Origin of the sequence: Vibrio fluminensis (genome assembly GCF_015278125.1) — a bacterium.
In the GTDB taxonomy this organism is placed as follows: Bacteria; Pseudomonadota; Gammaproteobacteria; order Enterobacterales; family Vibrionaceae; genus Vibrio; species Vibrio fluminensis.
The window spans coordinates 32,956-47,644 of record NZ_JADILO010000024.1; the positions used below are offsets into that span (position 1 = coordinate 32,956).

15 protein-coding genes are annotated in these 14,689 nt (G+C 46.0%); 7 read left to right on the forward strand and 8 right to left on the reverse strand.

Features of this window, described 5'->3' with window-relative positions; genetic code table 11:
* Positions 1 to 90: 90 nt before the first annotated feature.
* The 6 genes from napF to IRQ95_RS15300 all read left to right on the forward strand — a co-directional run bounded on the left by napF (position 91) and on the right by IRQ95_RS15300 (position 4,673).
* Positions 91 to 576, forward strand: coding sequence for a ferredoxin-type protein NapF (gene napF / locus IRQ95_RS15275; RefSeq protein ID WP_194437728.1), 486 nt, complete (start codon positions 91 to 93; stop codon positions 574 to 576).
* Positions 577 to 600: 24 nt separating this feature from the next.
* Positions 601 to 906: a chaperone NapD gene (locus IRQ95_RS15280; RefSeq protein WP_194437729.1), complete on the forward strand. Its 306-nt coding sequence runs from the start codon at positions 601 to 603 to the stop codon at positions 904 to 906.
* On the forward strand, positions 903 to 3,392 hold the full coding sequence (gene napA, locus IRQ95_RS15285; protein WP_194437730.1) for a periplasmic nitrate reductase subunit alpha: 2,490 nt from the start codon (positions 903 to 905) through the stop codon (positions 3,390 to 3,392). Before IRQ95_RS15280 ends, napA begins: the two co-directional genes overlap by 4 nt.
* Positions 3,393 to 3,457: 65 nt before the next feature.
* Positions 3,458 to 3,913: a nitrate reductase cytochrome c-type subunit gene (locus IRQ95_RS15290; RefSeq protein WP_194437731.1), complete on the forward strand. Its 456-nt coding sequence runs from the start codon at positions 3,458 to 3,460 to the stop codon at positions 3,911 to 3,913.
* 29 nt (positions 3,914 to 3,942) lie between these two features.
* Positions 3,943 to 4,521: a NapC/NirT family cytochrome c gene (locus tag IRQ95_RS15295; protein ID WP_194437732.1), complete on the forward strand. Its 579-nt coding sequence runs from the start codon at positions 3,943 to 3,945 to the stop codon at positions 4,519 to 4,521.
* Positions 4,522 to 4,535: 14 nt separating this feature from the next.
* Positions 4,536 to 4,673 (forward strand): TIGR02808 family protein, encoded by a 138-nt coding sequence (locus IRQ95_RS15300; protein WP_075648628.1) that lies wholly within the window; start codon positions 4,536 to 4,538, stop codon positions 4,671 to 4,673.
* A 111-nt stretch (positions 4,674 to 4,784) separates the two neighbouring features.
* Here IRQ95_RS15300 and kdsB read toward each other — a convergent pair whose 3' ends face one another.
* Genes kdsB through IRQ95_RS15325 form a run of 5 tightly spaced genes read right to left on the reverse strand, consistent with a single transcriptional unit; the run spans position 4,785 to position 10,784 of the window.
* On the reverse strand, positions 4,785 to 5,531 hold the full coding sequence (gene kdsB / locus IRQ95_RS15305; RefSeq protein ID WP_194437733.1) for a 3-deoxy-manno-octulosonate cytidylyltransferase: 747 nt from the start codon (positions 5,529 to 5,531) through the stop codon (positions 4,785 to 4,787).
* Complete coding sequence (locus tag IRQ95_RS15310; protein ID WP_182107281.1) at positions 5,531 to 5,710, reverse strand: Trm112 family protein; 180 nt, start codon at positions 5,708 to 5,710, stop codon at positions 5,531 to 5,533. Before IRQ95_RS15310 ends, kdsB begins: the two co-directional genes overlap by 1 nt.
* On the reverse strand, positions 5,691 to 6,698 hold the full coding sequence (lpxK, locus tag IRQ95_RS15315; RefSeq protein ID WP_194437734.1) for a tetraacyldisaccharide 4'-kinase: 1,008 nt from the start codon (positions 6,696 to 6,698) through the stop codon (positions 5,691 to 5,693). Before lpxK ends, IRQ95_RS15310 begins: the two co-directional genes overlap by 20 nt.
* Positions 6,699 to 6,701: 3 nt before the next feature.
* Positions 6,702 to 8,453, reverse strand: coding sequence for a lipid A ABC transporter ATP-binding protein/permease MsbA (msbA, locus tag IRQ95_RS15320; protein ID WP_194437735.1), 1,752 nt, complete (start codon positions 8,451 to 8,453; stop codon positions 6,702 to 6,704).
* Between the two features lie 33 nt (positions 8,454 to 8,486).
* Positions 8,487 to 10,784, reverse strand: coding sequence for a DNA internalization-related competence protein ComEC/Rec2 (locus IRQ95_RS15325; RefSeq protein ID WP_348541617.1), 2,298 nt, complete (start codon positions 10,782 to 10,784; stop codon positions 8,487 to 8,489).
* Here IRQ95_RS15325 and IRQ95_RS15330 point away from each other — a divergent pair.
* A complete protein-coding gene (locus IRQ95_RS15330; RefSeq protein ID WP_194437737.1) occupies positions 10,768 to 11,286 on the forward strand; it encodes a DUF2062 domain-containing protein in 519 nt (172 codons plus the stop codon). The two genes, IRQ95_RS15325 and IRQ95_RS15330, sit on opposite strands and share 17 nt — an antisense overlap.
* A gap of 143 nt (positions 11,287 to 11,429) precedes the next feature.
* Here IRQ95_RS15330 and lolE read toward each other — a convergent pair whose 3' ends face one another.
* The 3 genes from lolE to lolC are packed head-to-tail and all read right to left on the reverse strand — an operon-like array spanning position 11,430 to position 14,561.
* Complete coding sequence (gene lolE / locus IRQ95_RS15335; protein WP_194437738.1) at positions 11,430 to 12,674, reverse strand: lipoprotein-releasing ABC transporter permease subunit LolE; 1,245 nt, start codon at positions 12,672 to 12,674, stop codon at positions 11,430 to 11,432.
* Positions 12,674 to 13,360, reverse strand: coding sequence for a lipoprotein-releasing ABC transporter ATP-binding protein LolD (gene lolD / locus IRQ95_RS15340; RefSeq protein WP_194437739.1), 687 nt, complete (start codon positions 13,358 to 13,360; stop codon positions 12,674 to 12,676). The genes lolE and lolD overlap by 1 nt, the downstream gene beginning before the upstream one ends.
* On the reverse strand, positions 13,353 to 14,561 hold the full coding sequence (gene lolC, locus IRQ95_RS15345) for a lipoprotein-releasing ABC transporter permease subunit LolC (RefSeq protein WP_194437740.1): 1,209 nt from the start codon (positions 14,559 to 14,561) through the stop codon (positions 13,353 to 13,355). The genes lolD and lolC overlap by 8 nt, the downstream gene beginning before the upstream one ends.
* Positions 14,562 to 14,689: the final 128 nt, after the last annotated feature.

Sequence of the window (14,689 nt, forward strand, 5' to 3'; positions counted from 1 at the left end):
TGTGACAAATCCTACAATTTAATTATTGATAAATGAAAGGTTGTTAACGGTATTTGCAATTCCATTCAACCCTATGTGGATTCGCTTTAAATGGTCGATCTGTCGAGAAGACGCCTTTTTACCCGCAATGTAGTGCAAGACGACGCTGTTCGCTTGCCTTGGCTAAGTGCACCTGAACAGTTTACCGATTTATGTACTCAGTGTGGCGAATGTCTTAAAGCGTGCGAGACGCAAATCGTCGTTAAAGGTGATGGCGGATTCCCTAAAGTTGATTTCACCATTGATGAGTGCACTTTTTGCTATCAGTGTGCGGAAGCCTGCCCTGAGTCACTATTTGCCGATCAACAAGAAACACCTTGGCGAGCAAAAGCGGCTATCAGCAACCAATGTCTTGCACAGCAAAATGTCGAGTGTCGTTCTTGTGGAGAAATGTGCGACAGCATGGCAATTCAATTTCGCTTAGAAGTGGGTCGAGTCGCTCAACCGAACCTTGATCCAAATCTTTGTAACGGGTGTGGTGCGTGTGTCGCAGTCTGCCCTACTTCATCTATCAATGTGAGCAATCCGATCGCTTAACGCGCAGCAATAAGAGAGCAGAGAATGCCCCGAAATGAAGTTCATATATCAAGTTTGATCGTCCACGTCGTGCCAGAGCACTTAGACAGCGTGAAAGTTCAAATTCAGCAGTTTGACACTGCTGAGATTTACGGTGAGAGCCCTGAGGGCAAAATTGTCGTTGTTTTAGAAACACAAAGCGAAGGCTTTATCACCGACGTTATAGACAAAATTAATAACTTTACGCATGTCGTCAGCACCGTCATGGTCTACCACCAGATCGAGCGAGACCTAGATGATGAGCAAGAAAACACTGGATCACAACAATCCCAAGTAGAGGGTGAAGTATGAAAATGACAAGACGTGCGTTTGTGAAAGCAAACGCAGCGGCATCAGCAGCAGCAGTTGCAGGTATTACCTTACCAGCATCAGCAACCAACCTGATTGCCAGCTCTGACCAAACCAAAATCACTTGGGACAAGGCACCTTGTCGCTTTTGTGGTACTGGCTGTTCCGTTCTAGTTGGTACGCAAAACGGCAAAGTTGTCGCAACACAAGGTGACCCTGAAGCACCGGTAAACAAAGGCCTAAACTGTATCAAAGGCTACTTCCTGTCGAAGATTATGTACGGGCACGATCGTCTAACTCAGCCTTTGCTGCGTATGAAAGATGGTCAGTACCACAAAGACGGAGAGTTCACCCCAGTATCTTGGGATGTCGCATTTGATACGATGGCAGAAAAGTGGAAAGCCTCTCTAGAGAAGAAAGGTCCAACAAGCGTTGGTATGTTTGGTTCAGGTCAATGGACCGTAATGGAAGGCTACGCAGCATCAAAACTGATGAAAGCGGGTTTCCGTTCCAACAACATTGATCCTAACGCACGCCACTGTATGGCTTCGGCTGTAGTGGGCTTCATGCGCGCATTTGGTATTGATGAACCAATGGGGTGCTATGACGACTTCGAAAATGCCGATGCTTTCGTGCTTTGGGGTTCAAACATGGCAGAAATGCACCCTGTACTATGGACGCGCATTGCAGACCGCCGTTTAAGCCATCCGCATGTGAAAGTAAACGTACTGTCGACCTACTACCATCGTTCATTTGAATTGGCGGATCACGGCTACATTTTCACTCCACAATCTGACCTCGCGATTGCCAACTTTATTGCCAATTACATCATCGAAAATGATGCCGTGAATTGGGACTTTGTTAACAAGCACACCAACTTCACTCAAGCAGATGTCGATATCGGTTACGGCTTACGTGATGATAATCCACTGCAAGTAAAGGCGAAGAATGCAAACTCAGGCAAGCTAACCAGCATTTCGTTTGAAGAATACAAAGCGTCAGTTGCTCCATACACCGTGGAGAAAGCATCTGAGCTTTCTGGTGTCGAACCAGAAAAATTAATTGAACTGGCTAAGCAGTACGCCGATCCAAACACCAAAGTGATGTCGCTTTGGACCATGGGTATGAACCAGCATACACGTGGCGTATGGATGAATAACTTGGTTTATAACATTCACCTACTAACCGGTAAGATTGCGACCCCGGGCAACAGTCCATTCTCGCTGACAGGACAACCATCGGCGTGTGGTACTGCTCGTGAAGTCGGTACCTTTGCACACCGCCTACCAGCGGATATGGTGGTAGCCAACCCAAAACACCGAGAAATCACAGAAAAAATCTGGAAACTGCCAGAAGGCACGATTCCACCAAAACCAGGCTTCCACGCTGTACTGCAAGATCGCATGCTGCATGATGGCGTACTGAACTGTTACTGGGTGCAATGTAATAATAACCTGCAAGCGGGTCCAAACATTAACGAAGAACGTCTACCGGGTTACCGCAACCCAGACAACTTTATCGTTGTTTCTGACCCATACCCAACGGCCACTGCTCAAGCAGCTGATTTGATCCTACCTACGGCGATGTGGATTGAAAAAGAAGGTGCTTATGGTAACGCTGAGCGTCGTACACAAGCTTGGTACCAACAAGTTGAAACCGTTGGTGAAGCAAAGTCAGATTTATGGCAGCTAATGGAGTTTTCTAAACGCTTCAAGATTGAAGAAGTGTGGCCAGAAGAACTATTAGCAAAAGCACCTGAACTGCGTGGCAAAACGATGTTCGACGTACTATACCGCAACGGGCACGTGGACAAATTCCCTGTCGAAGAAGCTCGTGAACTTAACGATGATGCGCACCACTTTGGTTTTTATGTGCAAAAAGGCCTATTCGAAGAGTATGCAACATTTGGTCGTGGTCACGGCCACGACTTAGCACCGTACGATGTTTACCACACCGTTCGTGGCCTGCGTTGGCCGGTCGTTGATGGTAAAGAAACCATGTGGCGCTTTAAAGAAGGCTCAGATCCTTACGCTAAAGAAGGCTCTGGTTGGGACTTCTACGGTAACAAAGATGGTAAGGCTAAGATTATTTCAGCACCTTACGAAGCACCACCAGAAGTGCCAGATAGCGAGTTTGACATGTGGCTATGTACTGGTCGTGTTCTCGAACACTGGCATACCGGTACCATGACGCGTCGTGTACCTGAACTCTACAAAGCGGTTCCAGATGCTGTTTGCTACATGCACCCAGATGATGCCAAAGCTCGCAATGTTCGTCGTGGCGAAGAAGTTTTGATGTCAAATAAACGAGGTGAAGTACGTGTGCGTGTAGAAACACGTGGTCGCAACAAACCACCACAAGGGCTAGTCTTCGTGCCGTTTTTTGATGCTCGAATTCTGATTAACAAACTGATCTTAGATGCGACGGATCCTCTGTCTAAACAGACTGACTTTAAGAAGTGTCCAGTCAAAATCACTAAGATCGTTTAACCCATGACTTGGTCGCGCCAAGCGCGACCACTATCAGAATTTAGCCACACGGCGGAGAAGTTAAAATGAAAAAACTAATGCTTGCCCTACTCGCAATTGGCGCCGTTATCAGCGGCAGCGTTTTTGCTAAATTAGATAATCCTGGTGGTACAGGTGGCGTCGATTCGCTGCGTGGAGAGACGCTATTGGAAGATACACGCCCAGCGGACGCCTTTAAAGATTTTCCAAAAGAGCATGAAGTAGATAGTAGTTACGTCTATCAACCACCATTGATTCCACACGCAATTCGTAACTACGAAGTATCACTCAATGCCAATAAATGTCTGGCTTGTCATAGCTGGAAAAATGCCAAAGAGATGGGCGCGACTAAAATTAGCGTTACCCACTATGTTAACCGCGAAGATGCAGTTTTAGCGGATATGTCCCCACGACGTTACTTCTGCTTGCAGTGCCACGTTCCTCAAACTGAGGCCGCACCGCTAGTAGGCAATGATTTCGAACGTGTTCAATCGCTCAAGTAGCAAGAACACACCGTTAACGAGGTTACACTATGAAATTATTAAAAGCGTTTTGGAAGCGACTAACTCGCCCAAGTAAGGCTGCCGTAGGGGTAGTACTGTTTATGGGCTTTGCTGGTGGTCTTCTGTTCTGGGGCGCATTTAACACAGGTATGGAAGCAACCAATACTGAAGAGTTTTGTTCAGGGTGCCACGCGCCTATTGTTGCTGAAATTAAACCAACTATTCACTACTCCAACCGTTCAGGCGTGCGCGCTATCTGTTCGGATTGTCATGTACCGCATGAATGGACGGATAAGATCGTGCGTAAAGTACAAGCGTCAAAAGAACTGTTTGCACACTACGTACTCAAAACGATCGATACACCCGAAAAATTTGCCGAACGTCGCGGCCACTTAGCCGAACGAGAATGGGCGCGAATGAAGAAAAACGACTCATTAGAGTGTCGTAACTGTCACGAATTTGAGTACATGGATTTTTCTGAGCAAGGCTCACGCGGTGCGAAGCAACACTCAACTGCTTTAGCAAATGGCGAGAAGACCTGTATAGACTGTCACAAAGGCATCTCGCACCATCTTCCTGACATGGAAGGTGTGGAAGGCTGGCAATAAAAAAGGAACGAGGAATGAGTACACTTGAATCAGTAATTTGGCACATTCTTGGTTACAGCGCCATGCCTGTCATTATCCTTTCAGGTTTTGCTGTGGTTGCCGCCATCTGCATCTGGATTCTCTCGATGGGGAAAGATAAAGAGCTAGAGTAACACCTGACGAAGTTGTCGACTGACTTCGATTGGTGCATGCCTATCTACTCTAGTGATTAAAAAGCCAGCCTAAATTAGGCTGGCTTTTTTTCTATCGTTTAATCGCGCTGATTAATGACCCAAAATCGCGCGAACCGCTTCGAGGTCTTCTGGTGTATCGACACCCGCAGCAGGCGCTTCACTAGCAACAGCAACGTGAATTTTTTCGCCATACCACAATACGCGAAGTTGCTCTAAACACTCAATCTTCTCAAGAGCACTCGGCTCCCAGTTAATGTAAGTGTTAATGAAACCCGCACGATAAGCGTAAATACCAATGTGGCGCAGCAGTGGTTGAGCAATCGTGTTGTTATTGGCGAAATTGTCACGATCCCATGGAATCGTTGCACGACTAAAGTACATCGCATAACCATTTTTATCAGTCAGTACTTTTACCGCATTCGGGTTAAACACTTCCGCTTCATCGCTAATTTCAACAGCCAAAGTCGCCATTGGCGCCTCGCTGTTAGCCAAGTTGTCCGCTACTTGAGCAATGATTGACGGCGGGATCAATGGCTCATCACCTTGCACATTAACGATAATGTGGTCATCAGCGATACCCATTACTTTGACCACTTCTGCCAAGCGCTCAGTGCCTGATTCATGATCTGGAGAGGTCATGCAAACTTGCGCGCCAAACGCTTTCGCCGCCTGCTCAACACGCTCATCATCCGTTGCGATAATGACGTTATCTGCACCCGCTTGGATAGCCTGCTCATAAACCCACTGAATCATCGGCTTACCTGCGATATCCGCTAGCGGCTTACCGGGTAAACGAGTCGATTGGTAACGAGCTGGGATAACAACCGTAAATGACATTACCTGCCCTCATCCATGCTCATAGTACGTGCTTCTGGTTCAAGCAGTACTGGAATACCTTCTTTAATTGGGTAAGCAAGGCGGTCTGCCTTACAAATCAGCTCTTGGTTATCTTTGTCATAAGTCAGTTTGCTTTTGCACACTGGGCACGCAACGATTTCAAGCAGACGGTGATCCATAATGTTCCTTTGTTTGTTTAATTCGTTCTAAGATACGCTGTTCATCTTGATGAGAAAATGACGCAGAGACAGGTAAATACCACCAGTTTTCTTGCGCATAATCAGAGCACTTTACCGCATCTTTTTCAGTCATAATAAGGTGTGTACCACGCGAGGCAAGCTCTGCCAACTGTGATACTTCAAAATCTTGGTGATCGGCAAAACCTTGGCTATAAATAAGGTCAGCCCCTAAGTGCTCTAAGGTATTAAAGAATCTAGGAGGATGACCAATCCCTGCCATTGCCACTAAACCTTTGAGTTGACTAACTGGCATTTGTTCAGCCGTTTTTAAGTTAACCGCTAAACTTGGCTGCAGGGTCATAGCGACTTCACTACCCTTGGCTTGACCGCCATTGGTAATAATAAAATCAACTTCTGCTAAACGCTCGATACCTTCACGTAAAGGCCCCAGTGGAATAAGGTGTTGATTACCAAAGCGGCGCTTGCCATCAACCACTGCAAACTCAATATCACGCTCTAATGCGTAATGCTGCAAACCATCATCTGTGATGATGATATCTACGCCCAAAGGCAGCAACGCCTGTACGGCATTCGCTCGAACTGGGTCGACGGCAACTGGCGCATTAGTGCGTTTATAAATCAGTTTAGGCTCATCACCACAATGGGCTGTCAAGGTTTCAGCCCCAACAAGTAATGGGTAGCTCGGCGCTTTAGCTCCGTAACCTCGAGACACCACACCAGGTTTAAAACCAAGTTCTTGCAATTTTTCCACCAGCCAAATCACTACTGGTGTTTTACCATTACCGCCGGCAGTAATGTTACCCACGACAATGACAGGAACTGGCGAACGGTAAGACGATTTCTTACCTTGCTGGTAACTTGCACGGCGAGAGCGGCTAATTTTGCCAAACAGCTTACTGAGTGGCCACAATAGCGGCCACAGCAAGTATTTTAATGGATGATTCTCAAACCAGATTTTTTCAATCACAGTTTAGCCACCAAACTGAATACGGTGCAGTTGCGAGTACGCGCCATCTGGGATAGCAATGAGCTCTTGGTGAGAGCCGCGTTCGATGACTTCACCTTCATCAACCACGAGGATTTGATCCGCTTTCTCAATTGTCGACAAGCGGTGGGCAATCACAAGCACTGTCTTATCTTTTTGCAACTCATCAAGCGCTGCTTGAATCGCTTTCTCTGACTCAGTATCAAGCGCAGATGTTGCCTCGTCTAAGATCAGTACTGGTGCATCACGCAATAACGCGCGAGCAATCGCAATACGCTGGCGTTGACCACCTGACAAACTTGCACCGTTTTCACCGATAACGGTATCTAGCCCTTTATCCATTTTTTCAATAAAAGTCATCGCGTGCGCCAGTCGCGCTGCATGCTCAATCTGCTCACGACTGTACTTTTCCGTTGCCGCATAAGCGATGTTATTAGCGATAGTATCGTTGAATAGATGTACATTTTGCGATACTAGAGCGAAATGGCTACGTAAGTTAGGCAGCGTATAGTCACGCACATCATGTCCATCTAACAAAATAGAACCTGAATCAACATCGTAAAAACGGTTGAATAAGTTAGCAATAGTACTCTTACCTGAACCAGAGCGGCCAACCAAAGCTAAAGTTTTACCTTGGGGAATGGTAAAAGAGACATTACGAAGAGCAGGTTTCTCTTTGCCTTGGTATGTAAACGTAACATCTTTTACGTCCACAACACCTTTGATATTATTGGTTTCAAACTTACCGTTATCTTGCTCTGTTTCTAGATCCATTAACGCAAATAAGGTCTGGCTTGCAGCCATACCACGTTGAAAGTCTGATGTCACGTTAGTCAACGCTTTGAGTGGACGCATCAGACCAAACATTGCGGAGAACACCACAGTAAATGTACCAGGAGTCAAAGTTTCACGAATAGAATCTACGCTAGCAAGAAACAGGACGGTTACCAATGCAACCGAAGCAATTAGTTGAATCACTGGATTAGCGATGGCCTGAGCAGCAACCAGCTTCATTGACTGCTGACGCATTCGGTTACTCACCGAGTCAAAACGCACGCGTTCTACGTCTTGGCCGCCGTAGCTTAGCACTACTTTGTGACCTTTTAACATCTGCTCAGCCGATGCAGTCACATGCCCCATCGCATCTTGCATGTTCTTTGACACTTTTCTAAAGCGCTTCGATACAAAACCGATCGCCCAAGCCACGACTGGCGCAACCACAATCAACACTAATGAGAGTTCCCAGCTGTTCCAGAACATCAATGTCAACAAGCCGATGATGCTCGCCCCTTCACGAACAATGCTCACTAAAGCGCGGCTGGTTGCCCCCGCAACCTGCTCCGAATCGTAAGTGATTCGTGAAAGTAGACCGCCCGTTGATTCCTTATCAAAGTAAGCAACAGGCATGTGCATAAATTGCTTAAATATGGCGCGACGCATTTGCATCACGACATTACCTGATACCCAACTTAGACAATAAGTAGAGACAAAACCACTCAAGCCACGAACAATCATCATACCGAAAATGATGAAAGGAAGAATTTTTAGAAAATCGGACTCTGCGTTACCAAAGCCCTCATCCAAAAGAGGCTTCAATAGTGAGACCATGTAAGTGTCAGCGATAGCGTTAATAACAAGCGCAACAACTGCCGCTGCCAAACCTAGTTTGTATACTCGAATGTAAACCCACAAACGTTTAAAGGTTTGCAACGTAGTTTCATCTTGATTAAGAGACATAGAATTGCTTTATTCTTTTTTACAATAATCTTTCTATTCTACTCGCTTACGCAGCATCTGCCTATACCAAGCCTGACCTTTCAACGTGCGCATTTTACTGACGTAGATTTTATGACCACTGCTCTCGCCTAGGTACGCCACCGTCACTTGCCCTGAAGTACCGGTATCAAGCCACTTACTACCCTGCGCTTGATAGCGGCTTTTTACTTGTTCATTCGGTAACTTCCAGCGCCCTAAATAAGCAGCTGATGCGATAGCCAACTGCGCATCAACTGCTCTGACAAACTTGGGAAGTGAAGAGCTTTTGCTGCCATGGTGTGGCACGATAACAACATCGCTTGTCAATTGCTCGGGCTGCCTAACTAAAATCCATTCAGCAATCGACTCAACATCCCCTGTTAATAGCAAACTTTGACCGCTTACGTAATCTGATACCCGAACCACACAGGAATGAGGATTATAAGCACGCTTGACCCGCTTCGGTGGCCACAACACATCGAAATTAAGTTGTTGCCACTGCCATGATTGGCCCTTCTTACATGGCGATGACGAGTTATATTGATGACTAAAATGCTGACTGGTGATTAGCTCAACATCCGGGTATCGCGATAATAGAAAGCTCAGACCACCAACATGATCCCTGTCAAAATGGCTAACAATAATGGTATCAACGTTTAAGCCTCGGCTATTAAGAAAAGGGATCAGGACACTTTTTGCGTAACTGCCTCCTTGCCACCCTGCGCCTGTATCGTAGATTACGGCCCGCTGATTACGACTAATCACCACAGCTAAACCATGACCAACATCAAGAACATCAACATGCCAAGCATCCGACTCTCGCCGAACGGCCAGCAACAAAACGAAAACTATTAACCCAGCCACTATAATGGGGCGACGTAAAAAGCGGCACAGGAAAACTAAGCCAACTGCGCCAACAAACCACTTTGCATTTTGGCTAGAGACAACCAACCACCCTAGATAACTATACTCTGTCGTATATACAACCGGCTCTAAACTAAGGTCCGCTAACTTAAATAACGCCTCACTCAGCATGGTAAATGGCGCTGGTAATGACAGCAGCATTACCGCGGCCAATATCAAAGGAATCACCCAAAAACTAAACCAAGGGACATACAGCAAGTTATAACCAATACTAGACGCGCTTAAGCCATTAAACATTATGGCTACTATTGGGCTCATCAGTAGAATAAGCACCACTTGCGAAAATACAATTTGCTGCCACTTACTTAAATTAGGTGGTGAGGTTGAAAGCAGAAAAAACACCACCCCAACGGCAAAAATGGAGAGATAAAAACTGTTCGAATAAACAGAAAATGGGTCAAAGAGCAAAAGCCCCCCGACCATGAGAAGCCACTTAAATCGATAGCTGGTGTGTATTTGTAGCATACGTAATACCAACAAAATCAGCAGTAAGATCAAAGCTCGTTGCGTCGTAAGGGTGAATCCTGCCATCCACGCGTAACCAACCGCTAAAAGCACTCCACTCAAAGGAGCGAGCCAAACGTTAGTGACACCCGCACGAGAAAATTGAAAAGCAAGCCACCAAGCAAAGCCAAAGGCTACCCCAATGTGTAAACCCGAAATAGCCACCAAGTGACTGAGGCCACTGTATTGCAACTCTTGCCAAGTTTGCGAAGGTAGATACGCGCGCTCACCAAATCCCAATGCCATTAGCAAGCCTTGATTTGCAAACGATTGAGTCAGTGTAAATGCTTGAGAAAAAAGTGACTGACGCACTGAGCCGTAGCTGCGCACCAGGACGTGACTTGTTGCCTTTATATATCCTCGAGCCACAACTCGTTGGCTAATAGCGAACCTCTCACTGTCAAATCCCGTTTGATTGAGCACCCCAATGATGGGTTTAAGCTTGATTGCAGCAATAACTTGATCGTTTAACTCCAATGGAAAAGGTGCTGTCAGGTATATCTTAGGGCGCAAAAAATAATCCAATTCCTCACCATTAATACGCTTAATCGTCACCACCCCTTGAAAGCCACGATTTATTGGTTTAAAAAGACTGTCAACTTCGGCATTTATGGTAAAATCCGAACCGGCACTGAACAGGGTGTTTATTTGGTGATGGAGTTGACTCCCGTTCACTGTAACCAGAAACAACGCGGCCATCATCCCGCACCCCCATCTAAGCCATCTAAACTTAAAGCTAAGCAAGAGCCAAATAAGGCATGGAACTGACCAAAACCACTCTGGTATTCGCGTCCAGTAAGGAGTGGTTATGATGAGTATTGCGAACGACGACAACGTCCAATAATTAATAAAGAGAGTCATATCCCCTATGCCAAGAAAATTCATAAAACGCTTTATGCCTGACCACGAAGTTATCAAGCGTCAAAAGGCATTAAAGGTTTTTGGCAACGTGCTTTATAACCCAAACCTTTGGTGTCTGAACCGACGTTCAGCTGCCGGGGCATTCGCAGTGGGTTTGTTTATGGCCTTTGTTCCATTACCAAGCCAAATGATCATGTCGGCGGGTCTCGCCATTTTGTGTGGTGTAAATTTACCGCTTTCTGTCGCACTCGTATGGGTGAGTAACCCTATTACCATGCCTGTGCTGTTTTACTTCGCCTATAAAATTGGCGCTTGGGTGATGCATGTCCCACCACAAGCTTTTCACTTTGAATTGTCTTGGGACTTTATCCTGCACCAAATGAGCACCATTGGTCCTCCATTTTTATTAGGCTGTATGATTTGTGGCGTGACTTCGGCAATGCTTGGCTACTTCGGGATAAAAGGACTTTGGCGCTACTCTGTTGTGCGTAGCTGGCAAAAACGCCGCAGCCGTTTCTCGCGCTAACCGATGCTTACGATAAAGGTTGGTTCTATCAACTTCCAGTAACAATGGCTAAGTTACACAATTGCTCGTAACAAACAGAAAATCACCTGAACAACAAGCATTAAAAAAGGACCATCAGGTCCTTTTTTATTTTCTGTTTAGGCTTACTTCGCACTGAGTACTGCAGCTGGATTTAGTTGACTTGCTCTGGACGCTGGGTACCAGGTTGCCAATAAACTCAACACGATTGCCGTAATGGAAACCAGCGCCACATCACCGAACATCACTTGAGATGGGAGAAAATCGACAAAGTAAATATCACCGGACAAAAACTTATGACCAATTAAGCCCTCTAGTCCTTTGATTAAACTTGTTAGGTTAAGCGCAACTAAAACACCAAGCAGGCTGCCAACCACGCTTCCAAGCACTCCAGAAAACACGCCTTGCCAAACAAATATTCGCTTAACTAGACCATCGGTTGCCCCCATGGTACGTAAAATAGCGATCTCCGCAGCACGATCTTTTACCGCCATCATCAATGTCGAAACGATATTAAAACTCGCAACACCAATTACCAATACCATCACCAAGTACATGATAGTGCGCACTAATTGGATATCTCGATATAAGAAACCATACTTTTGTTGCCAACTGCGCAGATAAACATACTCGTTGAGTGTATTGCCCACTTCACGAACAATGTCTCTTGCATTAAGAACATCGGTCACCTTAACCGCAACGCCAGTGACACCATTGCCAATTTTGGCGTAACTCTGCGCATCTTGCAGTGGCACAAGCGCTAAATTGTGATCAATTTGTCCATTGAGTTTTAGTAAACCTGCGACTTGAACACGCACTCGTTTCGGTGTTTGTACTTGGCTAGTACTGCCAGTCGATGGGATCATCAAGGTGATATAGTCACCTTGCTTGGCTTTGAGTAAATCAGCCACGCCTTGTCCTAAAATGACCTGCTTTTCGCCAGCACGGAAATTTTGCCAGCTTTCACTATCAATAAACTGAGCTAAGTTTGATACCGCGGATTCTTTTGTAGGATCAACGCCTTTAACTTCAATCGCCTTAAGTTGTTGCCCTCTCTCAGCTAATGCAGTCAATTTTACGTATGGTGCTGCGGCTTCGATTTTTGGATGCAGCTCAACATGATCAATCATCTCTTGCCAAGTTTGAATTGGTCCACGAACGCCTTCAAACTCGCCGTGAGCAATGACAGACAAAACGCGATTTTTTAACTCACGTTCAAAGCCGTTCATTGCCGACAAACCAATGATGATCACCGCGACACCGACCGCAATTCCGATCGTCGATGACAACGAAATAAAAGAGACCATTTTATTACGCTGTTTAGCACGACTAAATCGACCACCAATAAATAGCGAAAGTGAAGAAAACACTAAGCCCCCTCCACATTAACCAATAAGCCATCTTGCATGTGCAATTGACGATCCATTTTCGCGGCTAATTCGCCATCATGAGTCACGACTAAAAATGCAGTGCCTGATTCTCGGTTTAACTCACGCATCAAATCATAAATCGCCAGTGCGGTTTTGTGGTCAAGATTGCCCGTTGGCTCATCAGCCAACACCAAATCAGGGCTATTGACCAATGCGCGTGCTATCGCAACACGTTGACGCTCACCACCAGACAACTCTGACGGACGGTGATCAACACGATGAGATAGGCCGACTTTATCTAATAATGCCTGCGCTTTTAACTTCGCTTCAGCAGCTTTCATCCCGCCAATTAGTAACGGCATCGCGACATTTTCTAACGCGGTAAAATCGGCCAATAGATGGTGGAACTGGTAAACAAAACCTAAGTGACGATTGCGCAGTTTGGCCTGCTTGTTGGAACTTAGCTTAGAAAGCTCCTGCCCTAAAAAGGTCACTTGACCCGACGTGGTATCGTCCAGAGCGCCCAATACATGCAGCAAAGTGCTTTTCCCCGAACCGGAGGTACCAATAATCGAAGCCAGTTCACCACGTTTCAATTCAAAGCTAACGCCCTTTAATACTTGAGTCTCCAGCGCGCCCTCATGGTAGGTTTTAGTCACATCGCGACACTGTAGTAAATCACTCATATCTTAACGCCTCAGCAGGTTTTACAGACGATGCTCGATAAGAAGGAAATAGCGTTGCCAGTAGGCTGAGCATCACAGCCAAGGTTACTACAACTAGAATTTGTACAGGATTAATCACCACAGGCAATGAACCACCCACTGAAAATAACGCAATCCCAGCACTCTCAAGCAAGCTATTAAGGTTATTTGCCAGCAGAACGCCAAGTAAACCACCAATCAACGCACCCACTATGCCGCTGCTGGCTCCTTGTACCATAAAAATACTCATCACTTGGCGATCCGTCATACCTTGAGTCTTAAGAATCGCAACTTCGGCCTGCTTCTCCATCACCACCATGATAAGCGCTGAAATAATATTAAATGCCGCCACACCCACAATTAGCCCCAACATCAGACCCATCATGTTTTTTTCCATACGTACAGCTTGGAATAGCTCACCACGTTGGTCACGCCAATCTTGCCACTGCCATCCTTGAGGCAACGGTTGCTGGCTAAGCTCACCGACCACAAAAGGGTCATCAAAGAACAGACGCCAACCCGTCATGGTACCGGACTTTAAGCGCATCAATCTTGCCGCATCGTCAATATGAGTCAGCATCAACTGTCCATCAACATCAGAGCCAGTGTTATAGATACCTGCCACAGTAAAGATACGTTGGCTTGGAATACGACCTAAAGGGGTAAATTGACTGGCACTGGTGACCATCAAGCGCACTTTATCACCGGGCCCGATATCCATCGAGCGCGCCAGAGTGCTGCCAACGAAAACTTGATATGCACCTGATTTTAATTTTGATAAACGGCCTGCAACGACATAGTTTTCAACTGGATCGTGATCACTTGGCTTAATACCAATCAGTAAACCAGCGCTAAGCTGTTTGGCACTTTGGATAACAGCTTCACCTTGCACTATGGGCTCAGGGTGCGCTGCGGTAGACATCGCCTGAATAAACTCAGGGGCTTGCTCTGTTCGCGGGGTTTTACCGTCATGTTGCGAGACGATTGCTTGAGGCAACACACCTAATATGCGCCCTTTCAATTGCGCCTCAAAGCCATTCATTACAGAGAGTACCGTGATAAGAGACATCACACCGATAGTGATGCCAGCAGTCGACATATAAGAGACAAATCGGCTGAACCTATCACCGGAACGCCCTCGAAGATAACGCAAGCCGATAAAGGTCGACACTGGATGAAACATAAAATAAACCAAAACCTAATAATGACGAATACTGTAACGATTAATTGGGGTAGCTGATAGCCCTAAATTGCTATTTCGCGGTTAAAATTAGTAATTAACAATGACATACCTTGATTAGTTGCGGTGTA